23 protein-coding genes and 1 riboswitch are annotated in these 25,305 nt (G+C 65.3%); of the genes, 9 read left to right on the top strand and 14 right to left on the bottom strand.

What is annotated here, in order from left to right; all coding sequences use genetic code 11:
- Window positions 1-41 precede the first annotated feature (41 nt).
- From ACY3GB_RS02515 to ACY3GB_RS02505, 3 genes are all read right to left on the bottom strand, one after another.
- The gene (locus ACY3GB_RS02515) at window positions 42-896 is read right to left on the bottom strand and encodes a hypothetical protein (RefSeq protein WP_463087340.1); all 855 of its coding nucleotides are present in this window, start codon (window positions 894-896) and stop codon (window positions 42-44) included.
- 128 nt (window positions 897-1,024) lie between these two features.
- A complete protein-coding gene (locus tag ACY3GB_RS02510) occupies window positions 1,025-2,236 on the bottom strand; it encodes a M24 family metallopeptidase (RefSeq protein WP_463087339.1) in 1,212 nt (403 codons plus the stop codon).
- A 62-nt stretch (window positions 2,237-2,298) separates the two neighbouring features.
- Entirely contained in the window at window positions 2,299-3,678 is a 1,380-nt protein-coding gene (locus tag ACY3GB_RS02505) for an MATE family efflux transporter (protein ID WP_463087338.1), read from the bottom strand.
- Between the two features lie 115 nt (window positions 3,679-3,793).
- Between ACY3GB_RS02505 and ACY3GB_RS02500 the strand changes: the two genes are divergently transcribed.
- A complete protein-coding gene (locus ACY3GB_RS02500) occupies window positions 3,794-4,441 on the top strand; it encodes a TetR family transcriptional regulator (protein WP_463087337.1) in 648 nt (215 codons plus the stop codon).
- Here ACY3GB_RS02500 and ACY3GB_RS02495 read toward each other — a convergent pair.
- The 5 genes from ACY3GB_RS02495 to ACY3GB_RS02475 all read right to left on the bottom strand — a co-directional run bounded on the left by ACY3GB_RS02495 (window position 4,412) and on the right by ACY3GB_RS02475 (window position 9,985).
- The gene (locus tag ACY3GB_RS02495; RefSeq protein ID WP_463087336.1) at window positions 4,412-5,503 is read right to left on the bottom strand and encodes an ABC transporter permease; all 1,092 of its coding nucleotides are present in this window, start codon (window positions 5,501-5,503) and stop codon (window positions 4,412-4,414) included. The genes ACY3GB_RS02500 and ACY3GB_RS02495 overlap by 30 nt on opposite strands.
- Before the next feature lie 4 nt (window positions 5,504-5,507).
- Complete coding sequence (locus tag ACY3GB_RS02490) at window positions 5,508-6,620, bottom strand: ABC transporter permease (RefSeq protein WP_463087335.1); 1,113 nt, start codon at window positions 6,618-6,620, stop codon at window positions 5,508-5,510.
- A complete protein-coding gene (locus ACY3GB_RS02485; RefSeq protein WP_463087334.1) occupies window positions 6,617-8,335 on the bottom strand; it encodes an ATP-binding cassette domain-containing protein in 1,719 nt (572 codons plus the stop codon). The genes ACY3GB_RS02490 and ACY3GB_RS02485 overlap by 4 nt, the downstream gene beginning before the upstream one ends.
- The gene (gene hlyD / locus ACY3GB_RS02480; protein ID WP_463087333.1) at window positions 8,332-9,312 is read right to left on the bottom strand and encodes a secretion protein HlyD; all 981 of its coding nucleotides are present in this window, start codon (window positions 9,310-9,312) and stop codon (window positions 8,332-8,334) included. Before hlyD ends, ACY3GB_RS02485 begins: the two co-directional genes overlap by 4 nt.
- A gap of 172 nt (window positions 9,313-9,484) precedes the next feature.
- Entirely contained in the window at window positions 9,485-9,985 is a 501-nt protein-coding gene (locus ACY3GB_RS02475) for a metal-dependent hydrolase (protein ID WP_463087332.1), read from the bottom strand.
- Between the two features lie 282 nt (window positions 9,986-10,267).
- Here ACY3GB_RS02475 and ACY3GB_RS02470 point away from each other — a divergent pair, with 282 nt between their 5' ends.
- Window positions 10,268-11,182, top strand: coding sequence for a TIGR02285 family protein (locus tag ACY3GB_RS02470; protein ID WP_463087331.1), 915 nt, complete (start codon window positions 10,268-10,270; stop codon window positions 11,180-11,182).
- A gap of 3 nt (window positions 11,183-11,185) precedes the next feature.
- On the opposite strand, the gene ACY3GB_RS02465 is transcribed toward ACY3GB_RS02470, so the two are convergent.
- Complete coding sequence (locus tag ACY3GB_RS02465) at window positions 11,186-12,820, bottom strand: methyl-accepting chemotaxis protein (protein WP_463087330.1); 1,635 nt, start codon at window positions 12,818-12,820, stop codon at window positions 11,186-11,188.
- A gap of 247 nt (window positions 12,821-13,067) precedes the next feature.
- Between ACY3GB_RS02465 and ACY3GB_RS02460 the strand changes: the two genes are divergently transcribed.
- The 4 genes from ACY3GB_RS02460 to ACY3GB_RS02445 all read left to right on the top strand — a co-directional run bounded on the left by ACY3GB_RS02460 (window position 13,068) and on the right by ACY3GB_RS02445 (window position 16,226).
- Entirely contained in the window at window positions 13,068-13,619 is a 552-nt protein-coding gene (locus ACY3GB_RS02460) for a PadR family transcriptional regulator (protein WP_463087329.1), read from the top strand.
- Window positions 13,620-13,628: 9 nt separating this feature from the next.
- Window positions 13,629-14,429, top strand: a complete 801-nt coding sequence (locus tag ACY3GB_RS02455) for a siderophore-interacting protein (RefSeq protein WP_463087328.1) — start codon at window positions 13,629-13,631, stop codon at window positions 14,427-14,429.
- A 292-nt stretch (window positions 14,430-14,721) separates the two neighbouring features.
- The gene (locus ACY3GB_RS02450) at window positions 14,722-15,732 is read left to right on the top strand and encodes a BMP family lipoprotein (RefSeq protein ID WP_463087327.1); all 1,011 of its coding nucleotides are present in this window, start codon (window positions 14,722-14,724) and stop codon (window positions 15,730-15,732) included.
- 140 nt (window positions 15,733-15,872) lie between these two features.
- Window positions 15,873-16,226: a hypothetical protein gene (locus ACY3GB_RS02445; protein WP_166439110.1), complete on the top strand. Its 354-nt coding sequence runs from the start codon at window positions 15,873-15,875 to the stop codon at window positions 16,224-16,226.
- 3 nt (window positions 16,227-16,229) lie between these two features.
- Here ACY3GB_RS02445 and ACY3GB_RS02440 read toward each other — a convergent pair whose 3' ends face one another.
- Together ACY3GB_RS02440 and acnB are read right to left on the bottom strand one after the other, a co-directional pair.
- Complete coding sequence (locus ACY3GB_RS02440; protein ID WP_463087326.1) at window positions 16,230-16,799, bottom strand: GNAT family N-acetyltransferase; 570 nt, start codon at window positions 16,797-16,799, stop codon at window positions 16,230-16,232.
- 132 nt (window positions 16,800-16,931) lie between these two features.
- A complete protein-coding gene (acnB, locus tag ACY3GB_RS02435; protein WP_463087325.1) occupies window positions 16,932-19,520 on the bottom strand; it encodes a bifunctional aconitate hydratase 2/2-methylisocitrate dehydratase in 2,589 nt (862 codons plus the stop codon).
- Between the two features lie 190 nt (window positions 19,521-19,710).
- On the opposite strand from acnB, the gene gcvA reads away from it, so the two are divergent.
- Window positions 19,711-20,610, top strand: a complete 900-nt coding sequence (gcvA, locus tag ACY3GB_RS02430; RefSeq protein WP_463087324.1) for a transcriptional regulator GcvA — start codon at window positions 19,711-19,713, stop codon at window positions 20,608-20,610.
- A gap of 39 nt (window positions 20,611-20,649) precedes the next feature.
- A riboswitch (Fluoride riboswitch) is annotated at window positions 20,650-20,716 on the top strand.
- A gap of 78 nt (window positions 20,717-20,794) precedes the next feature.
- Entirely contained in the window at window positions 20,795-22,111 is a 1,317-nt protein-coding gene (locus tag ACY3GB_RS02425; RefSeq protein WP_463087323.1) for a voltage-gated chloride channel family protein, read from the top strand.
- On the opposite strand, the gene ACY3GB_RS02420 is transcribed toward ACY3GB_RS02425, so the two are convergent.
- Window positions 22,108-22,890 (bottom strand): substrate-binding periplasmic protein, encoded by a 783-nt coding sequence (locus ACY3GB_RS02420; protein WP_463087322.1) that lies wholly within the window; start codon window positions 22,888-22,890, stop codon window positions 22,108-22,110. The two genes, ACY3GB_RS02425 and ACY3GB_RS02420, sit on opposite strands and share 4 nt — an antisense overlap.
- Before the next feature lie 139 nt (window positions 22,891-23,029).
- Between ACY3GB_RS02420 and ACY3GB_RS02415 the strand changes: the two genes are divergently transcribed.
- Entirely contained in the window at window positions 23,030-24,037 is a 1,008-nt protein-coding gene (locus ACY3GB_RS02415) for a class 1 fructose-bisphosphatase (RefSeq protein WP_463087321.1), read from the top strand.
- A 50-nt stretch (window positions 24,038-24,087) separates the two neighbouring features.
- On the opposite strand, the gene ACY3GB_RS02410 is transcribed toward ACY3GB_RS02415, so the two are convergent.
- Together ACY3GB_RS02410 and ACY3GB_RS02405 are read right to left on the bottom strand one after the other, a co-directional pair.
- The gene (locus ACY3GB_RS02410) at window positions 24,088-24,732 is read right to left on the bottom strand and encodes an SOS response-associated peptidase (RefSeq protein ID WP_463087320.1); all 645 of its coding nucleotides are present in this window, start codon (window positions 24,730-24,732) and stop codon (window positions 24,088-24,090) included.
- Window positions 24,733-24,741: 9 nt separating this feature from the next.
- Window positions 24,742-25,293 carry an RNA 2'-phosphotransferase gene (locus tag ACY3GB_RS02405; RefSeq protein WP_463087319.1) on the bottom strand — a complete coding sequence of 184 codons (552 nt, stop codon included), beginning with the start codon at window positions 25,291-25,293 and terminating at the stop codon, window positions 24,742-24,744.
- Window positions 25,294-25,305: the final 12 nt, after the last annotated feature.

Genomic DNA, 25,305 nt, shown 5'->3' with positions numbered 1-25,305 from the left:
TGAATCAAAACGCCCGCGCAGCTGCGCGGGCGTTTTGCTTTCTAGCCGCGATGGCCGTGCGGATGCGGCGCGAAGAGCCTGCTCAGGCGGTTCAGCAGCATGCGCCCGGTGGCGTGCGCCATGCAGCCCAGCGTGACCGGCACCAGCGTCAGCAAGCCATGGCCCTTGGTGTAGCCGGGGTTGCGATGGATATAGAACTGGGCCGCCGAATTGGGGCTGGCTTGCCACTGCCTGCGGTCGCCCTCGTTGTCCCGCGTTTGCCAGCCCACGTGGACCACGCCCGGCTTGTCCGGATCCACCGGCTTGAGACCGAACAGCCGCGCCAGCTGGCCGATCACGCCGCCGTAATCCAGCTCAGAGGATTGTTGGGCGCTGGGCCATACCCGGGTGGCGTACTTGTCCAGCAGCATATAGCTGGATGGATGCACCAGGGCCCCCAGGTAATAAATCCGGCGGCCAGGCCGGGTCAGGCGGTAAGCCAGCACCTGGCGGCAAACGAACGGCGCGTTGCGGTTTTTGCCACGGTAGGCGCGCATCAGCCCCGCCTCCATCCGGATTACGGTCGACTCTCGTCCTTCCAGGTTTTGTTCGAAGAAATGGATCGCGCAATAACCAACGGATTGGCCTTGCGCATTCTTATGAATCAAAATGCGGGTTTCATTGGCTTTGGAATATACGACATAGCTGGCGAAATCCTCCTTGCTGACGCCATCGAATATATCGCAATGCACCAGATATAACTCATCCACCAGTTTTTCCCTGTCGTGCGCCGCCATCAAAGCCGGCGCAACAACAACAGACTTTCCCATTTCAGACATGTTAGCCCCTATTTTATTTGAATGGAAAATATCAATTTCACTGCTAATAACATGAAATTTATTGCAATAAAACGGCAAATATCCGATGTAAATATTAATTCAAACGTTTGAGTGACTGAAATAGGAAAAAAGGCCAGTCAAAGACTGGCCTAGTTATATTTGGATGAATTTAATTTTATTAATGAAAATATTGAAGGATATATTTTCTAAGCTGAAACCATTTTGCGAATGAAATAGCCTTTCATTCTTTGGGCCGGCTTGGCGGCCGCAATGGTCAATGCTTCCAGCTCCACCGCCGCCTGGCCGGTCAGGTTGATCCAGCCCTCGTCGGTGACGGCCAGGGTGTCGGAATGGCGGTAGCCGCCTTCGTCGGCGAGATAGATGCCCGGCTCTATCGATACCACCATGCCGGCCTGCAGTACATCGGCGCTGCCCTGCGCCAGCCAGGGGGCTTCGTGATTGCCCAAGCCCAGGCCGTGGCCGCAGCGGTGCAGCCGCAAGCGCCAGTCACCGAAGCTCTTGTCCTGCAGGAAATCGTTGACCTTTTCGTCGATCTCGCCGCAGGCGACGCCCGGCCTCAGCATGGACATCGCCAGCCTGCGCGCTTCGCTCATCAGCTGGAAGCGCTCGCGCTGGGCGGCGGTGGGCGCGCGAGTGAAGAAGGTGCGCTCGCATTCAGCGGTGTAGCCGTCCAGGCGCACGACGGAAATCACCACGTGGGGGCCATCCTTCAGCCGCTGCGACAGCTGCGGAATCGCATGCGGCTGCGCGCTCAGCGGTGCCGGCCAGGGCGCCAGCAGCACCCGGGTGCACAGCGGGTCGAAATCCGGCTCGTCGCGGATGATCCGCCGCAGCAGCTGCTGGCCGGTGGCGTAGCCCTCCGCCACCGACACGCCGTCGTAAACGCCGCGCAGCAGCTGATTCACGCCTTCCGCCGCGTAGCGTCCGGCGCGCGCCAGCTTGGCGATTTCCCATGGCGATTTGACCATCCGCATCCGGTCCAGCGCGTCGTCGGCGCGGCCGCCCACCGACTGCATGAATTCGGCGTGGTGCAGCGGCGTGGCGGGGTCGAAAGCGAAGCGGTCGTCTAGCAGCGGAATTAGCGCGTCCTCCCAGCGTTGCCCCGCCGGCGCCGGGTACTCGCGGTAGCTGTGCACGTCTTCCTCGGCGACGTTCCAGGCCTGTTTCAGGTGCGCGTGCTCAAGCTGCGGCACCAGCAGCTTGCGCTTGCCGCTGGCGGCATCCAGCAGCAGGAAGAACGGGCGCTCCAGCGGCTCGTAGCTGATGCCTGACAGGTAGTAGATGCTCTCCGTGCCGCTGGCGACGTACTGGCGTATGCCTGCCTGCAGCAGGCGGCTGCGCAGCAATTGGTCGCGGCGCGCCATTTCCAGATGGTGTTCTTGCGCGAAATGCGCCATGTCGTCATCCCCAATCCATGATCAGAGATATCAATATGGCATGTTGGAATTGACTTTTCCGGTCAAGAGGCATTATTGGCAGCCAGACGCCCGCCGCTGAGCAGGGCCAGTTGCCGCCATAGCAACGCCGCCACCGCCAGGCCCAGCGCCAGATTGACCAGCGGCATCGCCAGCCAGACGCCGTCCAGGCCCATGGCCATCGGCAGCAATGCCAGCGCAGGCAGCAGCAGCGCGGTCTTGCCAACGGTCACGCCCAGCGCGAGGCGGGTCAGCGCCATCGCCTGCAGCGCGGTGGCGCCGACGACGACCAGTCCGTCCAGCGGCATGGCCAGCAAGTGCAGACGCAGCGCGCGGCTGCCCGCTTCGATCAGCTCCGCGCTGCCATCGCTATACCAGCCGGCGATCCAGGCCGGAAACAGCTGCACCGCCGCCCATGCGGCCGCGCCGATGGCCAGGCCCACCTTCAGACCGTGCAGCAAGGCCGCGCGCGCCCGTTCCGGCTGGCCTGCGCCAATGGCGTGTCCCAGCAGCGGCTGCATGCCCACCGCCAGGCCGTGAATCACCAGCGTGAACAGCGACTCACTATAGCCAGCCACCGCATAGGCGGCCACGCTCAGGTCGTCGCCCCACACCAGCAGCTGGCGGTTGTGCGCGAACAGCAGCAGGGCGAGGTTGAGCTCCATCAGCAGGCTGGGCGCGCCCAGCGCCAGAATGGGCCACAGTCCCTGCCAGTCCGGCCGCTGCCGCCCCAGCTGGATGCGCAGAGCCGCGCGCGGGCTGAAAAAATACGCCAGCGCCAGAATCAGCACCACGGCCTCGGCCAGCAGCGTGCCGATGGCCGCCCCGGCCAGGCCTTGGCCCATCACGCCGACGAACAAATAATCCAGGCCGATGTTCAGCAGCGCGCCCAGCGTCATCAAGGCGGTGGCCAGCTTGGGCCGCCCGTCGTTGCGCACCAGATAGGTCAGAAGCATCGGCCCCATGGTCAAGCCGGCGCCGGACAGCATCAGCAGCAGATAGCCGCGCGCCTGTTCCGCCACCTGGGGCTGGACGTCGGCTTTCAGCCAGGACAGCAGCAGATCGATATTGGGCAGGCCCAGCGCGGGGATCAGCGCGCTCAGCAAAACCAATAGCGCCAGCGCCGCCAGCAAAGTGCCGCGCGCGGCGCTCATGTCGCCGGCGCCTTGCTGAATGGCGATGCGGGTGGCGGCGCCCATGCTGATCATCGCGCCCAGGCCCACTTGCAGCATCACCAGCGGATAGGCCAGATTGATCGCCGCCAGGCCGTGGCTGCCCACGTAGTGGCCGACGAAAATCCCGTCTATCACCGCATACAAGCCGGTGACCAGCATGCCGGCGATGGAAGGGATGGCATAGCGCCAGAAAAGCGTGGAAACGGGAAGCGTGTCCAGATCACGGATGTGGGTATTGGTATTCTGCATGGGGTGGTTGCGGCAAAGAGCGATGGGGAGCGATCATTCTAACACTTAATTAATCATGCATGATTGATTAAATAATGACAGAATGTGACTGTCCATGACATGAAAGAACAGACGGATGGCCCGCAAAACCAAGGAAGACTCGCAGAAAACCCGGGACGCGATACTGGATGGCGCGGAACGGGTGTTTCTGGACAAGGGCGTCGCCAACGCCACCATGGCCGAGATCGCCGACGCGGCGAAGGTATCGCGCGGCGCGGTGTACGGGCATTACGACAACAAGATGGAAGTGTGCCAGGCGATGATAGACCGCGCGTTCGCGCTGGACGCGTTGCGCTTCCCTTCTCAAGGCGAATCCGCCGGCGACACGCTGCTGGCGGCCGGGGTTTACTACCTGGCGCAGTTCCTGGAGCCGGGCTCGCCGCAGCGGGTGTACCAGATCCTGTATCAGAAGTGCGAGCAGATCGAGGAAAACCGCAGCGTGCTGCGGCGCCGGGAACTGGCGGACCGTCTGACCATGCACTACGCGCGCAGGCAGCTGCGGCGGGCCATCGCCCAGAACGAGCTGCCCGCCTCGCTGGACGTGGGGCTGGCCGCGGATTATCTGGTCTGCCTGTTCCTGGGCTTGTACGAGCTGTTGGAAGCCAGCCCAGGTGCCCTGCCCCGCTGCGAGCGGATTCTGCGCGGCGCGCTGCAGGGTCTGCCGCATGCGGCCAGCATCATGCGCGGGCCGCCGCTACTCGACATGGCGCCGGAAGCGCCATAGCGCCAGGCTCAACGTGGCCGCGGCGATCAGCCACAGCGGCAGCAGCCAAGGCCAGGCGTCGGCGAAGCCATAGCCTTTCAGGAACACCCCCTTCAGGATGGGGATGAAGTAGCTGAGCGGATTGATCCGCGCCAGCCATTGCAGCGCGTCCGGCATGTTCTCGATCGGTGATACGTAGCCGGACAGGATCACCGCCGGCACCATGAAGGAAAATACGCCCAGAAACGCCTGCTGCTGGGTGCGGCAGATCGACGAGATGAACAGCCCCACTCCGGCCAGCGCCAGGCCGTAGCTGGCCATGCTGGCCAGCAGCAGGAAAATGGAGCCGCCGAAAGGCACCCGGTAGGCCCAGACCGCGGCGATGGCGATCAGTCCGCCTTGCAGCAGCGCCACCAGCACGCCCGGCACTGCCTTGCCCGCCATCACGTAAGCCGGGGTCAATGGCGACACCAGCAATTGGTCGTAAGTGCCCTCCTCGCGCTCCCGCGCCACCGACAAGGCCGTGACGATCAGGCAGCCTATGGTGGTGATGATGGCCACCAGGCTGGGCAGCACATGCCACTGAAACGCCAGATTGGGATTGTACAGATTGCGGACCGACAGCTGCGCCCCCGCGCCGGCGCGCTCCTGCCGGTAGGCGGCGACCACTTGTCCGATGTAGGCGCTGGCGATCTGTCCGCTGTTGGAGCGGCGACCATCCACGATCACCTGCAGCGCCGCGGGTCGGCCGGCGGCCAGCGCGCGCGAAAAATCCTGCGGAAACACCACCGCCAGCAGCGCGCATTGCCGGTCTATGCAGTCGCGCAGCTCGGCATGGCTGCGCATCGGCACGATATGGTCGAACGTGGCGCTGGCCGCCAGCCGCTTCACCAGCTCCTGCGAAGCCGCGCCGGCATCCTGGTTGTAAACCGCCAGGCTGGCATGCTTGACCTCCAGCGTGGCGGCGAAGGGAAACACCAGCAGCTGCAGCAGCACCGGCACCACCAGCAACAGGCGTCCCTGGCGGTTGCCGGCCAGCGCCTGCAGTTCCTTGATGATCAGCCACAGCAAGCGTTGCCACATGGCTTCAGTCCAGCGTGCGGCGGGTTTTGCGCACGGTCTGTCCCAGCCAGAACGCCCCCAGCAGGATCAGACTGCCGGCGTTGAACCACAACAGGGACGGAATCACCCCGGCCTGGAACAGCGTCTGCAGCGTGCTGGCGAAATAACGCGCCGGCAGGATGCGCGTCAGCCATTGCAGCGGCGCCGGCATGCTGGAGATTTCGAACACGAAGCCGGACAGCATCAGCGCCGGCAGATAGCCGGCGGTCAGCGCGGCCTGGGCGGCATCGAACTGGGTGCGCATCACCGTGGACAGGAACAGGCCCATGCCCAGCGCGTTGGCCAGGAACAGCGAGGACATCAGCCACAGCAGCCACAGCGGCCCGCGGAACGGCACCCGCATCACGAACACGGCGACGACCAGGCACAGCAGCATGGCGGCGATGCCCAGCGCGTAATACGGCAATATCTTGGACAGCAGCAGCTCGGCACGGCTCACCGGCGTGGCCAGCAGGGCTTCCATAGTGCCGCGCTCCCATTCGCGCGCCACCACCAGCGAGGACAACAGCGCGCCGACGATGGTCATCACGATGGCGATGGTGCCGGGCACCAGGAAATTGGGGCTCTCCGCGCTGGGGTTGAACCAGAAGCGCTGGCGGATATCGATGGCTGGGGTGAAGGGCTGCGCGCGCTCGTCGCCTTCGGCCTGTTGCCAGCGCAGCCAGGCGCCCTGGACATAGGCGGCGACGAAGTTGGCGGTGTTCGGCTCCGCGCCGTCGGTCAGCAATTGAACCGTTCCCCGCCCGTCGATCCAGTCTCGGGAGAAGCCTTCCCGAATCACCACCGCGCCGCGTATCTTGCCATGGGCCAGCTTCTCCTCCATCTCCGGGCGGGAACGCAGCGGCTGCACGTCCAGCGCCGGCGTGGCGCACAGCGTCGCGGCCAGCCGTTGCGCGGCGCCGCCGGCGTCCTCGCGCAGCAAGCCCAGCCGGATGTGGGCGGAGTCCAGGTTCACCGCATAGCCCAGGATGAACAACAGCGCCACCGGCAGGATGAAGGCGATCAGGATGCTGCTCGGGTCGCGGACGATCTGGTAGCTTTCCTTGCGGCACAGCGCAGCTAGGCGGCGCAGGTTCATCGGTCGGCCTCCTCCACCAGCTGGATGAAGGCATCCTCCATCGTCGGATCGGGCAAGGCCGCGCTTTCTACCCGGCGTTTGAGCGCGTCCGGCGTATCCAGTGCCAGCAGCCGGCCGCGATAGACCAGCGCGATGCGGTCGCAGTATTCGGCCTCGTCCATGAAATGGGTGGTCACCAGCACGGTGACGCCTTTCTCCGCCAGGCCGTTGATGTGGGTCCAGAACTCCCGGCGGGTTACCGGATCGACGCCGGAGGTGGGCTCGTCAAGAAACAGCAGCGGCGGCTCATGCATCACCGCGCAGGCCAGCGCCAGCCGTTGCTTGAAGCCCAGCGGCAGCTCGCCGGCCGGGCTGTCCATGTGCGGCCCCAGGCCGAACACCCGCTCCATCTGCGCCACCTTGTCGCGCTGCGCCTTTCCGGCCAGCCCGTAGACGCCGGAGTAGAACATCAGGTTGCGCCGCACCGTCAGCTGCGCGTACAGCGAAAACTTCTGCGCCATATAGCCCAGCTGCTGGCGGGCGGCGCTGGGGCTGGCTTTCAAGTCCAGCCCCATGACCAGAGCCTGCCCCTCGCTGGGCTTGAGCAGGCCGCATTCCATCTTGAATGTGGTGGACTTGCCGGCGCCATTCGGCCCCAGCAGGCCGAACACCTCTCCGCGGCGCACCGCGAAGCTGATGTCGTCAGCGGCGCGGAAATCGCCGAAACGCTTGCTCAGCCGCCGAGCCTCGATCACCGCTCCGTCATCGCGGCGCGGCAGGTCGGGCATCACTTCCGCCAGCGCCGAGTCTCCGCCCGGACCGCCGTCCAGCAAGCTGATGAACGCGTCCTCCAGCCTGGGCCGGGTGGGCTGCAGTCTGGCATCCGGGCCCGCCTCCGCCGCGGCCAGGTCGGGCCAGCGATTTTCGTCGCGCAGCAACAGGCGCAGGCTGTGGCCCTGTATCGTGCCGTCCATCAGCGCCGGCTGACGCAACAGGCGCTGCAGCAGACGTCGGCGGCTGCCCGAGATGCCGGCCAGTTGCAGACAGCGCCCGGCCAGCGGCGCGGTCAGTTCGGCGGGCGGCCCGCCGGCGCGTATCCGGCCGCCGGCCATCAGGTAGACCCTGTCGCAGGATTCGGCCTCGTCGAGGTAGGCGGTGCTGAGCAGCACGGTGATGCCGTCGGCCGACAGCGCGCGGATCAGCTTCCACAGCTCGCGCCGGGAGATGGGGTCGACGCCGACGCCGGGCTCGTCCAGCAGCAAGGCGCGCGGCTTGCCCAGCAGCGAGCAGGCCAAGCCCAGTTTCTGTTTCATGCCGCCGGACAGCTTGCCGGCGTGGCGGCCCGTGAACGGCGCGAGATCGGTCAGCGCCAGCAGGCGCGCGAAATCCCGCTCGCGCTCGGCGACGGGCACTTCCCGCAAGTCGGCGTACAGGTCCAGGTTTTCCTGCACGGTCAGGTCTTCGTACAGGCCGAACTTCTGCGGCATATAGCCTATGCTCCGCCGCAGCGCGTCCCTGTCGGCGACGGGATTCAGCCCGGCCACGCTCGCCTCCCCCGCGCTGGGCGTCAGCAAGCCGGCCAGCATGCGCAGCAGCGTGGTCTTGCCGGCGCTGTCCGGCCCGACCAGTCCGGCCACGCAACCGGGGGGGATGTCCAGATCCACGCCGGATACCGCGTCCGCCGCCGCGCCGGGAAAGCGTTTGCCCAAGCTTGCGGCGCGGATGGCGGCGCTCACTGCGCCAGCCTCACCGTCACCGGCATGCCCTGGCTGAGCGCGGCGTCGGCATCCCCGACCACCACGCGTATCCGGTAGACCAGCGCCGTGCGCAAATCGGGCGTCTCCACCGATTTGGGCGTGAACTCGGCAGTGGGCGACACGAAACCCACCACGCCGCGATAGCTCTTGTCCGGGCGGCTGTCGCTGGAGACCCGCACTTCGGTTCCGGTGGAGAACTTGCCTAGCTGGAATTCGCCGACATAGGCGCGAACCCATACCGGCTGGCGCAGCGACAGCGTGAACGCCGGCGTGCCGGCCTGGACCAGGCTGCCGGCCTCCACCGCGCGGGCGAGGATGATGCCGGCGCTGGGAGACTGCAGGCTGGCGTCTTTCAACGCGAGGCGCGCGGAGGCGACGCTGGCCCGCGCCTGCTTCAGCTGGGCATCGGATTCGGCGATCTCCTCGGGCCGGAAGCCGGCGACCAGCGCCTTCAACTGCTGGGCGGCGGCATCGCGCTGGGCGAACGATTGATCGCGTTGCGAACGGGTGGCCTCCAGCAATTGCCGGCTGCTGCCGCCGGCCGGGACCAGGTCGCGCTGGCGCCGGTATTCGCTCTCGGCCTGGGTCACGGCGGCCTGGGCCGCCTCCAGTCTGGAACGCGCCTGGGCGATGTCCTCGCTGCGGCTGCCCTTGCGTATCAGCGCGTTGCGCGCCGCCAGCGCCGCCTCGTTGGCCAGGGCGGCGTTCAAGCTGTTCTTCAGCGGCTCGATATCGAGCCGCGCCAGGATCTGCCCCGGCTGCACGCTGTCGCCTTCGTCCACCAGCACGGAGGCCAGCCGGCCGGAAACGCGGAAGGCGAGCGCCACTTCGCGAATGTCGACATTGCCGTAAAGCGTGCCCTGGCGCGCGGTCTCGGCCTCGCGCTGGTAAAGGTAATAGCCCCCCGCCAGCGCCGCCGCCAGCAACAGCGCCGCGGGCGCCATCCATTTTTTCATTCCGCCCCCCTGTTCCGGCCGGAAGCGGGCGCATCCGCCATTCGGCCTCGCCGCCGCCCAAGCAGTCAGAATGCGGCGGCTAGCCGATAGCATACCCGCGCGGGGCCGCCGCGCATGGCATTCCGCGCGGGATTGCGGAGGCGGAACGGCTTCCGGGGCGCGGATGCAACAGCTAAAGCGCGCGGGACATCAAAAAGCCGGCGCCGAACCACAGCAGCACCGTCATGATGGGCTCGGCCATTTTGGGGCGCAGCAGCATCAGCGGCGCCCGGAAACGCACCCGGATCGGCCACAGCAGCGGGATGCCGGCGGGCGTCAGCCAATCGCCGACCAAATGGGAGGCGTAGCCGACGCACAAGCCCAGCACCATGGGCATCGCATGGCCCAGCCGCACGTTCCAGCCATGCAGGCAGGCGGCGCTGGCGTAGAACACGCCGACCACCGCCAGCAGGCTATGGGTGATGCCGCGGTGGCCGAACAGATAGGCGATGGGACGGGAAAGAAAGGGAATGCGCCGGCCGAGCCAGCTTTGGGGGTGGTCAATGTCCGGCAGCAGCGAGCCGGCCAGCCCGCCGGCCAGCAGCAGCACCGCCATCATGGCGGGCAAATGCAGGATCAGCGCCGCGGAGACCGCGCAAAACGCGCCGAATGCGACATGGGTGGCCACCATCATGACGCCACCCCGCCGCGAAAATTTTCAGTCATTATTGTTGTCGCCTTTGCGGCCTGTTGCTTCGTTGTCCCGCCGCGCCCTTGCGCGGGGCGCACATGCTACTGCAGTCTGGCGGCGGAAGCAAAAACGGCCCGCTGAAAAGCCCAGTCTGCGCCGTTGCGGCAAGGCAGACCGCGCGAAATCCGTCAGTAAGGCAGGAACAGACCGTCCGCTGAGCAATTGGTTGCTGAAAATCGACGGTCTAGAATGAATTCAGCGGCCTGGGCGCCGCATGGAGTGCCGATGCTCGCGTTCCCTCCCGTCATCTCGTGGCGCAATCTGGCCCGTTTCGCCCTGTTGGCGCTTGCCGCCGCCGCGGCCCGCGCAAGCGAGCCTTACCAGATCACCTGGGTGTTGTCCGACTGGGCGCCCAACTTCATCATCCGCGACGGCAAACCCACCACCGGCCAGAACGACATTTATCTCAAGCTGATCATCGCGCGCTGGCCGGAGGCCGAGCATCGATTCATGGTGATGAGCACCGCGCGCAGCACACTGGAGCTTCAGCGCGGCAGCCAGCTATGCAGGATGAACCTGATTCCGACGCCCGAGAGGGAGAAATTCGCCTTTTTCACGCTGACCCACATGCAGCTGCCGTTGCGGCTGGTGATCCGCAAGGAGGCGGCGGCGCAAGCGCCGCTGAACGAGGCGGGAGAGGCGGTGCTGGACAAGCTGATCCGCAAGCCCGGGCTGCGCGGCATCGCCGCCGCGGGCAGAAGCTACACTGCTGAAGTCGATCGCCTGCTGGCGGATGGCAAAGGGGGATCGAACGTCAGGGAGATTCCCAATCTCCCGACCAACGACGGTTTGTTCAAACTGCTGGAATTGGGGCGCGCCGACTACACCCTGGATTACGAACCCAACTTCAAATACCGGGACGAGCAGAGCCGGGAGCACCCGCTGACCAGTCTGCCCATCGTCGGCGCGACCTTGATTCCGGTGGGCATCGCCTGCCCGCGCACCCGCTGGGGCAGGATGGCGATATTGAAGATAGACCAGTTGCTGAGCGAGGTTGTCGCCGACCCCGCCTACCGCCAGGCCCAGGAGCGCTGGCTGTCTCCCGAATCCTCGCAGCGCTACCGCGCCGAGCTAGACCGTTTCTACCGCCAGCGCGCGCGGGCGGCGGATCCCGCGCGCTACTCGCTGGCAGGGCGCTGAGCGTCAGACCTGGAATTGCGCGACCGACAGCCTGAGGTTGCCGGTCACCTCGTCTATCCGCTGTATGCTTTCCGACGCCTGGGTGGCGGCGACCGCGTTGCCGGACGCCACCTGGGCGATCTGCTCGACATGCCGGGCGATGTCCTGGCTCGCGGTGCCCTGCTCCTGCAGCGCGTGCGAGATGTCGTTCACCACCTGCACCACCTGGCTGGCGCTGCCGCGGATCTGCTGGATCAGTTCGCCGCCCTGCTCCGCCAGCTCCAGGCCGGTTTTCACCTTGGCCACCGTATCGCTCATATTCCTGCGCGACAAGTCCGAGCTGGCCTGGATTTCGGCGATCATGTCGGCGGTCTGCTCGGTGGCCTTGGCCGTGCGCTCCGACAGCTTGCGCACCTCGTCCGCCACCACCGCGAAGCCGCGGCCGGTCTCGCCGGCCCGCGCCGCCTCTATGGCGGCGTTCAGCGCCAGCAGATTGGTCTGATCGGCGATGTCCTTGATCACCTGCATGATGCTGGAGATGGTGGATGTCTTGCTGGCCAGCTCGGAAATGGCGGCCTCGGTCAGGTCCACGGTGGCGCTGATGCCCTGCATTTCCTCCACCGCGCGCGCGATCACCTGGCTGCCGGCTTCGGACAACTGGCCGGAATCCTGCGATACCGCGCGGGCGTCGGACGCGTGCTGGGCGATATGGTTGATGCTGACCGTCAGTTGCTCCACCGAGGCCGCCATCGCCGCCGCGCCTTCGCTCTGCCCCTGGGAGTTGCCGGCCACCATGCGCGCGCCATCCACCACGTCGGCGTTCAGACGGCCCAGCTCCTCGGCGTCGCGCATGATGTCGCCCACCAATTGGCGTAGCTGTCCCTGCATCTCCCGGATGTGGGCCAGCAGGCTGTCCTGATGGCCGGCCCCCACCTGTATCTCCCGGTCGAGCTTGCCGGCGGCGATCTCGCGCACGATGTCGGCGGCTTCGGACGGTTCCGTGCCCAACTCCCGCATCACGCTGCGGTACACCCACCAGCCAAGCGACAAGCTCACCGCCATGAACAGCAGCACCTGCGCGCCCACGCTCAGCAATTGCCGCGTCAGCGTGGCGTTGATGTCGTCCAGATACAGTCCGGTGCCCACTACCCAGCCCCAGCGCGGCGTACTCTGGAAATAGGCGAGCTTGGGCTGCGGCGAGCTGGCGCCGGGCTTGTCCCATACGTAGTTGACGAAGCCCTTGCCGCCGCCGCTGCGCATGGTTTGCTCGAACAGCGCGCCGATATTGGCCCCGGCGCCGTCCTTGACGCTGTGCATGTCCTTGCCGACCAGCTTGGGGTTCATGCCGTGCGACAGCCACTTCAGATTGCGGTCCAGCGTGAAGAAGTACTCGTCGCCGTCGAAACGCAGCCTTGCCAGTTCCTGCAGCGCCATTTTCTGCGCCTCCGCCTCCGGCACCAGGCCGGCGGCGGCCTGCTCTTCATGCATCGCCACCAGGCTGGCGGCGTTTTCCACCTGGGTGCGCACCTGGTCGTGCCGGTCATCCATCATCTGCCGATGCAGGGCGTTCATCAACAAGGTGCCCAGCACGCAGACCAGGACGATCGCGCTGACGGTCTGCAGCAACAGCCGCCGTTTCAAGGAAAGGGTTCTGGCCATGTTTCGCTCACGGAATTTGTAAACAACTGCCAACGATAACCGATGCCATTATTCAATTTCAATATTCAAATGTATTTTGTTGATTTTTGTCATGGAAACGGCGCTCAGGCTTGATCTGCCCGCCAACCTGGCTTCTTCACTTGACTTTATATCTTACGATATATATCGTAAGACACATCATCCAGAAAAAGGCCTGGCCATGCCGTGCAATCCATACCGACATCCGATTCGCCGTAGGTTGCGGGCAATGCGCGGATCGCATCGCCGCGGAGGCGATGACGGCGCGCTGGCCCGCGGGCGCAAGTTCGGCTCCGACGATCTGCAGCTGCTGCTGCTGGCGTTGATCAATGAGCGCTCCTGTCATGGCTATGAACTGATCAAGGAGCTGTCCGCCCGTTCCAACGGCTATTACAGCCCCAGCCCGGGGGTGGCCTACCCCGCCCTCACCCGCATGGAGGAAGCGGGCCAAGTCACCGCCTCCAGCCACGGCAAGCGAAAGTGCTACGCCATCGCGGACGCCGGCCGGGAGCGGCTGGCGCTCCATCGCGAACATGTGGAGCTGACGCTGGCCAAGCTGACCCACATCGGCCGCAAGATGGAGCTGGCGCGGCGCGCCTACGCCGGCGAGGAGATCGGCGAAGACGGCGCGGCCGGCTGGACCCGCGAGCTGATCGAGGCCAGGCGCGCGCTGAAGCACGCGCTGCTGCTCCGAGACCAGGCGGAGCCTGACGAACAGCGCCGCATCGCGGCCATCCTGCAACGCGCCGTCGCCGAAATCGCCGGCGCGGAAAAATCCTGAGGAAATCTTATGAATACCGAACTTGAGATCCAACGCCTGCGCCATCCCTTGCGCTTCCGCCTGCTACTGGTGGCGCGCGTATCGCGGCTGTCGCCTTCCATGTTGCGCGTCACCCTGACGGGCGATGATCTGGATGGATTCGTTTCCGCATCCTTCGACGATCACGTGAAGCTGTTCTTCCCCGAACCTGGCGCCGAGCAGCCAGCCTTGCCCGCCGTCGCCGAGGACGGCGGCATCCGTTTCCCGGCCGACAAACCCAAGCCGCCGATGCGCGACTACACCCCGCGCCGCTACGACGCGGCTGCCGGAGAGCTGGATATCGATTTCGTCGTCCACGCGGGCGGCATCGCCGCCGACTGGGCCTTGAGCGCCAAGCCCGGCGACATGCTGGGCATCGGCGGTCCGCGCGGCTCGCGCGTCATTCCCTCCGGTTTCGACTGGCACTGGCTGCTGGGCGACGAGTCCGCGTTGCCGGCCATCGCCCGCAGACTGGAGGAATTGCCGGGCGACGCGCGGGGATTGGCGCTGATCCTGGCCGACAGCCCGGATTGCCGTTTCGAGCTTGCCGCGCCGGCCGGAGTGGAGATCGTCTGGCGCTACCGGAGCCGGGGCGAGGATCTGGAGCAAGCGCTGGACGGCCGCGATCTGCCTCCTGGCGCCGGCTTTGTCTGGGCGGCCGGAGAAAGCGGCGAGATGCGTTCCATCCACCAGTTGCTGAAACAGCGCGGTTTGTCCAAGGACAGGATGCGGGTGGCGGGCTACTGGAAGCGCGGCGACGCCGGCGCGCATGAAAGCATCAGCGAGGAGTGACGCCGGCGATGCGATCCGCATCGCAAACGGGCCGCCGCCAATGCCAACACGCTGACCTGGCGGTTCTCGCGCGCGTTTCGTCTATATTGGTTTACACGAGGGGTGGCGCTGGGTAGAATCTCGCCGCTTCAATGGGCGGGTTGCATGCGCTGTCTGACGACGGCGCGGCGCCCGCCTCGTCGCATCCTGTCGCTCGAGGCCTCCCTCTCCCCGGCACGGCATGTCCCCTCGTTGAAGCGCCCGCGACAGGCTCGCGGGCAAGCCATCTCGAAAACTACTACTAGAAAAGCTGATGAAAATGACGTTTGCGATCAAGACCGCAGGATGCGCCGTAGCCGCCGCCCTGCTCGCCGGCTCCGCGCTGGCCAAGGACTTCAACGTGGCCGTGGTGTACGACCAGGCCGGCAAGTTCGACAAGAGCTTCAATGAAGCGGCCTATACCGGCGCCGAACGCTTCAAGAAAGAGTTCAAGATCAATTACCGCGAAGGTCAGCCCAGCAACGATGCGCAGAAGGAGCAAGTGCTGCGCAATATGGCGCGCAAAGGCGCCGACCTGGTAGTGGCCGTGGGCTTCGCCTACACCCAGTCGATCGAGACCGTGGCCAAGGAATTCCCGAACACCAAGTTCACGCTGGTGGACTCGGTGGCCAAGGGCGCCAATGTGCAGAGCATCGCCTTCAAGGAGCAGGAAGGCTCCTTCCTGGTGGGCATGGCCGCCGCGCTGAAATCCAAGACCGGCAAGGTGGGCTACCTGGGCGGCATGGACGTGCCACTGATCCGCGCCTTTGGCTGCGGCTATGCGCAGGGCGCCCGCTACGTGAACCCGAAGGCCGTGGTGCTGCAGAACATGCTGGGCACCACCCACACCGCCTTCAATGACCCGTCCCGCGGCAATGAGCTGGCAAAGAGCCAGTTCGATCGCGGTGCCGACGTGATCTTCGCCGCGGCCGCGCTGTCGAACGTGGGCGTGATCCAGGCCGCCAAGGCCACCGGCAAGTACTACATCGGCGTGGACAGCAACCAGAACTACATGCAGCCGGGCACCGTGCTGACCTCCATGGTCAAGCGCGTGGACAACGCGGTGTACGAAACCATGCGCGATGCCAAGGACGGCAAGTGGAAGCCCAGCGTCAAGGTGATGGGGCTGAAGGAAAACGGCGTGGACTGGTCGCTGGACCAATACAACCGCGCGCTGATCACGCCGGAAATGGAAAAGAAGATCGTCGCCGCGCGCAAGGACATCATCGCCGGCAAGATCAAGGTGGTGGACTACCGCGCAGCCAACAGCTGCCCGGTGAACTGAGCCTCGCCGCATCCGGTTTGCAGAAAAGCCCCGCGTGCGGGGCTTTTTTTATCGGCCCGCCGCTTCGGCTTCAGCGCAAATGCCATGTTTATGGTATCCTTGCGCCCCCTCGTTTACTTGCCGTGACCCGTCACTCTTCGATGAAAGACCCTTGCGATCACTACACCTTCGACCTGATAGGCGGAGTGCCCAAGAAACCGGGCCGCAAACCGCTGGGCGAACGGGCGATGACGGTGGCCGAGCGCAAGCGCCGCAGCCGCGAGCTGCGCCGAAACCGGCTGCAGGAGTTGTCGGTGACGGTGGAACTGAGCCGGGACGCGCAGAAGTCTTTGGACAAGATGATCGAATGGTGGGGCGTCAGCAAGAAAGAGGCGATCAACCGCGCGCTGATGATCGCCTGCCAGTCGCAAACCGGCCGCACCGGCAGCCTGTTCGAGCTGGAGCTTGGCATGCAATTGCCGGCCAAGGCGCCGCGCCGCAAAGCGCCGCGCTGACGCTCAGATTAACTCTCCCGGCGGCAAGCCCAGATTGACCGTCGCGCCGCGGAACGACGCTTCCGCCGCCCTGGCCCGCTCCGACAGCAACTCCAGCACCACAACCTTGCCCAGCGCGTCGCTGCGCAAGGCCTCTTCGTCGTCATTGGCAATCAGCACGATGTCAGCCGCCTCCCACCCCGCAGCCCGCCGGTAAAACGGCAATAGCCCGGCATCGCAGGAGAACGCCGCGATGTCGTAGCGGCCGCAGGTTCTGAGCCAATCCGAAGCGGCGGCGACCACGCGCTCGCCCAGGCCGCGGCCGCGCATTGCCGGCTGGGTGGCGACGCAACCGAGGCTGCCCAGCGAAAAGACCGCTCCCTGGTGGATGATGGTTTTGCCAAACGCGGACGCGTAGGCGGCAAGCCGCCCATTGTCCGCCAGCCAGAACGCGCGGGCATCCAGCGCCGGCCTGTGCAGCGCCTCGTCCAGATCGGGCTCGCCTTCGCATTGGTAGGCCAGATGCAGCATGGCGTTGATCTCCCGGCGCCAGGCCGGCGGCAGATCCTGATACGGCGCGCTTGTGACTTCCATATTCGCTTCATTTCCTTGACGCATTGAGATGGCCGGGTTGGTCTGCGGCATCCCCAGCCAAGTTCCCGTAAAAAAAACGCCGCCCGCCCATGCGGGCGAACGGCGCCATCACCAAGGTAATCGATTCGGCTATCAGGCCTTGCTGGCGGCCAGCTCCTGATATTCGGCGATCTGGTCGAAATTCAGGTACTGGTAAACTTCTGCGCTCTTCTCGTTGATGATGCCGATATTGGCCTGATACTCCTCCACGGTCGGGATCTTGCCCAGCTTGGAGCAGATCGCGGCCAGTTCCGCCGAGCCCAGGAACACGTTGGAGTTCTTGCCCAGACGGTTCGGGAAGTTGCGGGTGGAGGTGGACATCACGGTCGCGCCTTCGCGCACCTGGGCCTGGTTGCCCATGCACAGCGAGCAGCCCGGCATTTCCATGCGGGCGCCGGCGCGGCCCAGCACGCCGTAGTGGCCTTCTTCGGTCAGCTGCTTGGCGTCCATCTTGGTCGGCGGAGCGACCCACAGCTTGACCGGAATGTCGGCCTTGCCTTCCAGCAGTTTGGACGCGGCACGGAAGTGGCCGATATTGGTCATGCACGAGCCGATGAAGACTTCGTCGATCTTGGTGCCGGCCACTTCGGACATGAATTTCACGTCGTCAGGGTCGTTCGGGCAGGCGACGATCGGCTCTTTCACGTCGGCCAGGTCGATGTCGATCACGGCGGCGTATTCGGCGTCGGCGTCGGCCTTCAGCAGCTGGCCGTTGGCGATCCACTCTTCCATCGACTTGATGCGGCGCTCCAGCGTGCGGGCGTCCTGATAGCCGTCGGCGATCATGGCCTTCATCAGCGTGATGTTGGAGCGCATGTACTCGACGATCGGCTCCTTGTTCAGGTGCACGGTGCAGCCGGCGGCGGAGCGCTCGGCCGAGGCGTCGGTCAGCTCGAACGCTTGCTCGACCTTCAGATCCGGCAGGCCTTCGATTTCCAGGATGCGGCCGGAGAAGATGTTCTTCTTGCCGGCTTTAGCCACGGTCAGCAGGCCTTGCTTGATCGCGTACAGCGGAATGGCGTTGACCAGGTCGCGCAGGGTGACGCCCGGCTGCAGCTTGCCCTTGAAGCGCACCAGCACCGATTCCGGCATGTCCAGCGGCATCACGCCGGTGGCGGCGGCGAAGGCCACCAGGCCGGAGCCGGCCGGGAAGGAAATGCCGATCGGGAAGCGGGTGTGGCTGTCGCCGCCGGTGCCGACGGTGTCAGGCAGCAGCAGACGGTTCAACCAGCTGTGGATCACGCCGTCGCCCGGGCGCAGCGATACGCCGCCGCGGGTGGAAATGAAGGCCGGCAGTTCCTTGTGCATCTTCACGTCCACCGGCTTGGGGTAAGCGGCGGTGTGGCAGAACGATTGCATCACCAGGTCGGCGGAGAAGCCCAGGCAGGCCAGGTCTTTCAGCTCGTCGCGGGTCATCGGGCCGGTGGTGTCCTGAGAGCCGACGGTGGTCATCTTCGGTTCACAGTAAGTGCCCGGGCGCACGCCCTTGCCTTCCGGCAGGCCACAGGCGCGGCCGACCATCTTCTGGCCCAGGCTGAAGCCCTTGCCGGAATCGACCGGCGCCTTCGGCAGGCGGAATTCGGTGGAGGCCGGCAGGCCCAGCGCTTCGCGCGCCTTGGCGGTCAGGCCGCGGCCGATGATCAGGTTGATGCGGCCGCCGGCGCGCACTTCGTCCAGGATCACTTCGGATTTCAGCTTGAACTCGGCCACCACGGCGCCGTTCTTTTCAATTTTGCCGGCGTACGGGTAAACGTCGATCACGTCGCCCATTTCCAGCTTGGACACGTCCACTTCGATCGGCAGCGAGCCGGAGTCTTCCTGGGTGTTGAAGAAGATCGGCGCGATCTTGCCGCCCAGCGTCACGCCGCCGAAGCGCTTGTTCGGCACGAAGGGGATGTCCTGGCCGGTGGCCCACACCACCGAGTTGGTGGCGGATTTGCGGGAGGAGCCGGTGCCTACCACGTCGCCTACGTAAGCGACCAGATGGCCTTTCTTCTTCAGATCGTCGATGAACTGCATCGGGCCGCGCTTGCCGTCTTCTTCCGGCTTGAAGGCCGCGTCGGCGCGGGTATTCTTCAGCATCGCCAGGTAGTGCAGCGGGATGTCCGGACGGCTCCAGGCATCGGGGGCCGGCGACAGGTCGTCGGTATTGGTCTCGCCCGGCACCTTGAACACGGTGACGGTGATTTTCTGGGCCACTTCCGGGCGGCTGGTGAACCACTCGGCGTTGGCCCAGGACTCGACCACTTCCTTGGCGACGGCGTTGCCCTTGTCCATTTTCTCCTTCACATCGTGGAAGGAGTCGAACATCAGCAGGGTTTTCTTCAGGCCGGCGGCCGCGATCTTGGCGACGGACGGATCGTCCAGCAGATCGATCAGCGGCTTGATGTTGTAGCCGCCCAGCATGGTGCCCAAAAGCTCGGTGGCCAGCTCGCGGGAAACCAGCGGCGATTTCACGCCGCCTTCGGCGACAGCGGCCAGGAAGGAGGCCTTGACCTTGGCAGCGTCGTCCACGCCCGGCGGCACGCGGTGGGTGATCAGGTCGACCAGCACGCTCTCTTCGCCCTTGGGCGGATTTTTCAGCAGTTCGACCAGTTCTTCGACCTGCTTGGCGGACAGCGGCAGGGGCGGAATGCCCAGCGCGGCGCGCTCGGCTACGTGCTGACGGTAAGCTTCTAACATGACTCGAGACCTTCTTGGCTTAAGGTTGTCGCAGGCCTGGCGGCATGCCGCCAGTCTCCACTTGCAGGGTCTGCATCGCTCCCGGCTCATCGCGCCGGAATATGCACTTTGTAGTGACTGAAGATTACGCTGTTCGGCGCTTGCATACAAACGAGTAATCGCAACATGGATTGTGAGATAAAATCACAACATGAGCACTTACCCCCCTCTTAATTCATTGCGCATTTTCGAGGCCGCGGCAAGGCTGGAAAGCTTTTCCGCCGCAGCTGGCGAACTCTTCGTCACCCATGGCGCTGTGAGCAAACAGATTAAGCAGCTGGAAGATTGGCTGGGCGTGCCGCTGTTCGAGCGCAGCGGCGGACGCGTCAGGCTGACCGACGCCGGTTGGCGCTATCTGGTGCAGGTGCAGGACGGCCTGGACTTGATCGCCAACGCCACCGCCCAGCTGCTGCAACCCAACCGCCAGCGGCGGCTCTCCATCAATTCCACACCCACTTTCGCCGCCTATTGGCTGCTGCCCAGACTGGGGCGCTTCCGCGAGCGCTTCCCCGATCTTGAGCTGCACCTGGCCACTTCGGACCGCGATCTGAGCCGGCTGGATTCGCCGTTCGACATCGCCATTCGCCGCGGCCCCGGCGATTGGCCCGGCCACATCGCCAAGCCATTCCTGAAGGAGTGGGAGCTGCCGCTGTGCAGCCCGGCGCTGCTGGACCAGCTGCCGCTGAACCGCCCGGACGATCTTACCACCCATACACTGCTGCACGCGGACACTCGCCCCACCGCCTGGCCCCGCTGGCTGACGCTGGCCGGCGTTCCGGAGCTGAAGCCCGCCAGCAGCATGCATTTCGACAAGTTCTCGCTGGCGCTGCAGGCCGCGATAGACGGGCTGGGCGTGGTGTTGGGCCCCATGCCGATGGCGCAGGCGCTGATAGACGCGGGCCGGCTGGTGTCGCCGCTGCCGGCGCCGGTGGTGACGGTGCGCGACTATTGCTGGGTGGCGCCGCGGATGTCGGCGGAGGATGCCGCCGTGGCGACCTTCTGCCGCTGGCTGGAAAGCGAAGCGGACAAGGCCGGAACTTCGCCGCGCTGAGCCCGGGCTTGCCTCTGCATCGTTTCGGCCAGTACAATCGGTTCAAGCGGAGATGGCATGCCTCCCGTAACCGCCTCGCCAAGAGGCTGATGATGCCTACAGTATTCCTGGACCGGGAAGCTGTAGGCCTGCCCTTCAAAGCATGCCCGTCCAGACGTTTGCCATGACAACGCATTGGACGCCCATGAGACACCTTCTCTCCCTGGAAAGATTTTCCGCCCCGCTCTATATCGGCAAATGGCTGCTTTTGTCCGCGCTGGTCGCCGCGCTGGCTGGTAGCGCCTCCGCCTTGTTTCTGTTTTCGCTGGATTGGGCCACGCAAACCCGCCTGAGCCACCCGTGGCTGGTCTGGATGCTGCCGCTGGCCGGCTTCGCGGTCGGCCTGGCCTACTGGCGACTGGGGCGCGAAGTGGAGGCCGGCAACAATCTGCTGATCGATGAAATTCACGATCCCAAAAAAACCATCCCGTTGCGCATGGCGCCGCTGGTGCTGATCGGCACCGTCGCCACGCATTTGTGCGGCGGTTCGGCCGGCCGGGAAGGCACCGCGGTGCAGATGGGCGGCGCGCTGGCCGACCAGATCCACAAATGGCTGCCCCTGAGGCGGGAAGACCGCCGCATTCTGCTGATGGCCGGGATCAGCGCCGGCTTCGCCTCGGTTTTCGGCACGCCGCTCGCCGGCGCGATCTTCGGCCTGGAAGTGCTGGCCATCGGCCGCTTGTGCTATGACGCGATTCTGCCCTGCCTGGCGGCGGCCATTCTCGGCGACCAGATCGGACTGCTGTGGGGCGTGCATCACACGCACTACCGGATTCCTTTCATTCCCGCGCCCAGCGCCTGGGGATTGTGCGCGGCGGTGCTGGCCGGCGCCGCCTTCGGCCTGGCCGGCAAGCTGTTCGCAGAATCCGTTCACAGCGCGGCCGGCTGCTTCAAGCGCTTCATCCCTTACGCGCCGCTGCGGCCATTGATCGGCGGCGGCGCGGTCGCGATCGCCGCTTCGCTGATGGACGCGCAGGCCTATCTGGGCCTGGGCATCCCCACCATCGTGTCCGCCTTCCAGCAGCCGCTGCCGGCGTATGATTTCATCGGCAAGCTGGGCTTCACCGTGGCGACGCTGGGATCGGGATTCAAGGGCGGCGAGGTGACGCCGCTGTTCTACATCGGCGCGGCGCTGGGCAACTCGCTGGCGCCATGGTTGCATCTGCCCTTCCCCTTGCTGGCGGGCATGGGCTTCGTCGCGGTGTTCGCCGGCGCGGCCAATACGCCGCTGGCCTCCACGGTGATGGCGATGGAGCTGTTCGGGCCGGAAATCGGCGTTTACGCCGGGCTGGCCTGCGTGGTCAGTTATTTGTGCTTGGGACATTCCGGCATCTACCGCGCGCAGCGGGTGGGCGTGGCCAAGCGGCGCGGCGTGCCGGAAAACATCCGGCTGGCGGAATGGCCGGCATTGCGCCGCGCCGCCGGCCAGAAGGCGGGCGCGGCGGAGCGCGGCGCCGATTAGCGCGCCGGCCCGGGAGGCAGGCCGATCAGCTTCACCTCCATCGGCGCGGCGTCCCGCGGCAGCCATTTGTTATAGGTGCGCTTGTAGGTGCCGTCTTTCTTGATCGCCGCGAAGCCATCATGCCAGCGCTTGACCTCTTCGGCCGGCGTGCCGCGGGAAAAGGCCAGGTAGAGCTCCAGCGATTCCAGCACGCGCACCACTTCCACCGCATCGGCCGGCTGATGGATGTCCTTCAGGACCGAGGGGACCACGAAGCCGCCTTCCACCCACATGTCGTAACGCCCCATCAGCATCTTCTGCGCGGTCAGTTGAGGGGTCGGCGCCAGGTCCACTTCGACGAAGCCGGCCGCGGAGGCCGCGTCGGCGAAGATGCTGCCGCGATAAGCGCCCACCGGGCGCTGATAGATGCCGGCGCCCAGCGCCAGCAGCTTGGCCGCCTCGCCCTTGCGCGCCAGCAGCACGGTTTGCGACACCGCGATCGGCCCCAGCAGCGTCATCTGCCTCTCCCGCGCCTCGCTGCGGCCGACGGTGAACAGCATCACGCCCGGATTGGTCAGCAGCTCTTTGTAGCCACGCGCCCAGGGAACGACGTCGATCGGGCTGTTGTCGTGGATGCGGGCCTGGATCTCGCGCACAACCTCCACCGCCATGCCGTCGGCGATGCCGTTGCGTTGGAAAGTGATGGGCGGCCACTCCTCGGTGAAGATGGTGATCGCCTGCGCCCGGGCCGACCAGGCGGACAGGCTGAACAGCAATAGGACAAGGGCGCGCACTGGCATGGGATTCTCCTACGTATAACTACCTTTTTCTTGATAGCCTCCGGCCGCCCCGCCTGCCGGCTTATTCGCTATAATGCCGCGTTGTGCCGCCAATCCGGTGGCATTATCATTCGCGCACCTACCCAGCCTAAGGAACGTCATGAGCCGCATCACCCTCTCCCGTTTTCTGATCGAACAACAGCGCAAGGCGGGCACGCTGCCGCCGGAACTGCGTCTGCTGATCGAAACCGTGGGCCGCGCCTGCAAAGCCATCAGCTATTCGGTGAACAAGGGCGCGCTGGCCGACGTGCTGGGCGAAGCCGGCACCGGCAACATCCAGGGCGAGGCGCAGAAGAAGCTGGACGTGATCGCCAACGACTTCCTGCTGGACGCCAACGAATGGGGCGGCAGCCTGGCCGCCATGGCGTCTGAAGAAATGGAGCTGCCTTACCACATCCCGGGCGAGTACCCGAAGGGCGAATACCTGCTGATGTTCGACCCGCTGGACGGCTCGTCCAACATCGACGTCAACATCTCGGTCGGCACCATTTTCTCCATCCTGCGCTGCCCCGAGGGCGTGACGCAGCCGACAGAAACCGATTTCCTGCAGCCGGGCACCCACCAAGTCGCCGCCGGCTATACCGTGTACGGCCCGCAAACCATGCTGGTGCTGACCTTCGGCAGCGGCGTGCACGGCTTCACCCTGGACCGCGAGCACGGCTCTTTCGTGCTGACCCACCCGGACATGAAAGTGCCGGAACGCACCGCCGAATTCGCGATCAATATGTCCAATATGCGCCACTGGGAAGCGCCGGTGCGCCGCTACGTGGAGGAGATGCTGGCCGGCAAGACCGGCCCGCGCGGCCGCGATTTCAATATGCGCTGGGTGGCGTCGATGGTGGCCGAAGTGCATCGCATCATCACCCGCGGCGGCATCTTCATGTATCCGAAGGACGCGCGCGATCCGTCCAAGGCCGGCAAGCTGCGTCTGATGTACGAAGGCAACCCGATGGCCTTCATCATCGAGCAGGCCGGCGGCGTCGCCACCAACGGCCATCAGCGCATCATGGACATCCAGCCGACCAAGCTGCACGAGCGCGTGGCGGTGTTCCTGGGCTCGAAGGAAGAAGTGGAGCGGGTGACGCGCTACCACGCCGAGCAGCAATAAGCGTCAGTCTCCCTCGGAAAAGCCCGCGTCCCGCGGGCTTTTTGTTTGACTCAGTCGAACAGCGATCCCTGCTGGGGCGGATTCGGGATTTCGCCTTCCGCGCGCATCGACTCGGCGGCGAAGAGCTGCAGAAAAGCCCGGGCCTGCTCGGGATTGCGGCAATGCAGCCACTCCTGATGCAGCGCCGCGGGGATGATGACCAGCGAGCGCTTCTCGTCGCCCGGCCGATGCATGCGGCCCATCACCCCGTGGCCGTCGGCGTTGATGGTGATTTGGGTGAAGGCCAGGCTGACAGAGCCGTCCGCCTCGCGCCATTCCCGCCACAGCCCGGCCACCGCGAACGGCGCGCCATCCGCCATGCTTATCTTGGTGCGCACCGCCCGCCCGCTCTCATAGCAGGGTTCGTAAAAGGCCTGCATCGGCACCAGGCACAGCTGGCAGTTGCGCCAGGCGTCGCGATAGCTGCGCAGCTGGCCTATGGTTTCGGCGCGGGCGTTCATGGTGCTCAGCCGCACCCCTTCAGGCTGATGGCGCTTGGGGATGAAGCCGTAGCTGGCCATCCGCAGGCCGTCGCGGGTCAGAATGGGCGCGAGGTAGTCTTGCCAGGCTTCGTCCTGCCATTGCCACTCGCCCGGATCGCAGCCGAACCATTCGCGCAGCTGGCTCCGGCTGGGCGGAATGAAATTGACGCACATGCTCAGGCCTTACTCCGCCTTCGAGGGCGAAATAAAAACAGCCGGCACCGCTTCGGCAAGCCAGACGCCGTTGTCGGCGAGATAAAACGTTAAGCCGGCCTTCCGCATTGCGCGGGCGTCGATGTCCAGCACCATCGGCTTGCCGTGGCGGGCGCCCACTTTGCGAGCGGTCTGCCAGTCGGCGGACAGGTGCACGTGCTGGCGTTGCCCTGGCCGCAACCCTTCCGCCAGGATGGCGTCCAGGAAACGGGTGGCGGTGCCGTGATACAACCTGTCGGGAGGCTCGCTGGCGGAAAGTCCCAGGTCTATTTTGATCGAGTGGCCCTGATTGGCGCGGATGCGCAGGCCATCCTCGCTGATGGCGAAGCGTTGCTTGTCGTTGTCGCGGACGATTTCGTCCAACTGTGTGCGATTCAAGGCCCTGCCCCTGGCGGCGAGTCGGGCCAGCAGCTCGGAGATGTCGGCCCAGCCATGGGCATCCAGTTTCAGCGCTATGGTTTCCGGCTGATGCCGCAGCACCAGGCTGAGGAATCGGGAATGGTCGTCTTGCTTGTTGCGCATGGAATGATCTTG

This window comes from Chromobacterium sp. Ag138 (assembly GCF_055181315.1).
The sequence above is the reverse complement of the archived record's forward strand: the minus strand, read 5'-3'. Positions and strand labels throughout refer to the sequence as shown.

Bases quoted from the DNA above. Each gene is read 5' to 3' on its own strand.
- ACY3GB_RS02510 (WP_463087339.1), bottom strand. From the start codon at position 2,236: ATGGCGCATTTCGCGCAAGAACACCATCTGGAAATGGCGCGCCGCGAC.
- ACY3GB_RS02500 (WP_463087337.1), top strand. From the start codon at position 3,794: ATGGCCCGCAAAACCAAGGAAGACTCGCAGAAAACCCGGGACGCGATA.
- ACY3GB_RS02445 (WP_166439110.1), top strand. From the start codon at position 15,873: ATGAAAGACCCTTGCGATCACTACACCTTCGACCTGATAGGCGGAGTG.
- ACY3GB_RS02460 (WP_463087329.1), top strand. From the start codon at position 13,068: ATGCGCGGATCGCATCGCCGCGGAGGCGATGACGGCGCGCTGGCCCGC.
- ACY3GB_RS02470 (WP_463087331.1), top strand. From the start codon at position 10,268: ATGCTCGCGTTCCCTCCCGTCATCTCGTGGCGCAATCTGGCCCGTTTC.
- acnB (WP_463087325.1), bottom strand. From the start codon at position 19,520: ATGTTAGAAGCTTACCGTCAGCACGTAGCCGAGCGCGCCGCGCTGGGC.
- ACY3GB_RS02505 (WP_463087338.1), bottom strand. From the start codon at position 3,678: ATGCAGAATACCAATACCCACATCCGTGATCTGGACACGCTTCCCGTT.
- ACY3GB_RS02495 (WP_463087336.1), bottom strand. From the start codon at position 5,503: ATGTGGCAACGCTTGCTGTGGCTGATCATCAAGGAACTGCAGGCGCTG.
- gcvA (WP_463087324.1), top strand. From the start codon at position 19,711: ATGAGCACTTACCCCCCTCTTAATTCATTGCGCATTTTCGAGGCCGCG.
- hlyD (WP_463087333.1), bottom strand. From the start codon at position 9,312: ATGAAAAAATGGATGGCGCCCGCGGCGCTGTTGCTGGCGGCGGCGCTG.
- ACY3GB_RS02410 (WP_463087320.1), bottom strand. From the start codon at position 24,732: ATGTGCGTCAATTTCATTCCGCCCAGCCGGAGCCAGCTGCGCGAATGG.
- ACY3GB_RS02420 (WP_463087322.1), bottom strand. From the start codon at position 22,890: ATGCCAGTGCGCGCCCTTGTCCTATTGCTGTTCAGCCTGTCCGCCTGG.
- ACY3GB_RS02440 (WP_463087326.1), bottom strand. From the start codon at position 16,799: ATGGAAGTCACAAGCGCGCCGTATCAGGATCTGCCGCCGGCCTGGCGC.
- ACY3GB_RS02405 (WP_463087319.1), bottom strand. From the start codon at position 25,293: ATGCGCAACAAGCAAGACGACCATTCCCGATTCCTCAGCCTGGTGCTG.
- ACY3GB_RS02425 (WP_463087323.1), top strand. From the start codon at position 20,795: ATGAGACACCTTCTCTCCCTGGAAAGATTTTCCGCCCCGCTCTATATC.
- ACY3GB_RS02490 (WP_463087335.1), bottom strand. From the start codon at position 6,620: ATGAACCTGCGCCGCCTAGCTGCGCTGTGCCGCAAGGAAAGCTACCAG.
- ACY3GB_RS02450 (WP_463087327.1), top strand. From the start codon at position 14,722: ATGAAAATGACGTTTGCGATCAAGACCGCAGGATGCGCCGTAGCCGCC.
- ACY3GB_RS02475 (WP_463087332.1), bottom strand. From the start codon at position 9,985: ATGATGGTGGCCACCCATGTCGCATTCGGCGCGTTTTGCGCGGTCTCC.
- ACY3GB_RS02415 (WP_463087321.1), top strand. From the start codon at position 23,030: ATGAGCCGCATCACCCTCTCCCGTTTTCTGATCGAACAACAGCGCAAG.
- ACY3GB_RS02465 (WP_463087330.1), bottom strand. From the start codon at position 12,820: ATGGCCAGAACCCTTTCCTTGAAACGGCGGCTGTTGCTGCAGACCGTC.
- ACY3GB_RS02455 (WP_463087328.1), top strand. From the start codon at position 13,629: ATGAATACCGAACTTGAGATCCAACGCCTGCGCCATCCCTTGCGCTTC.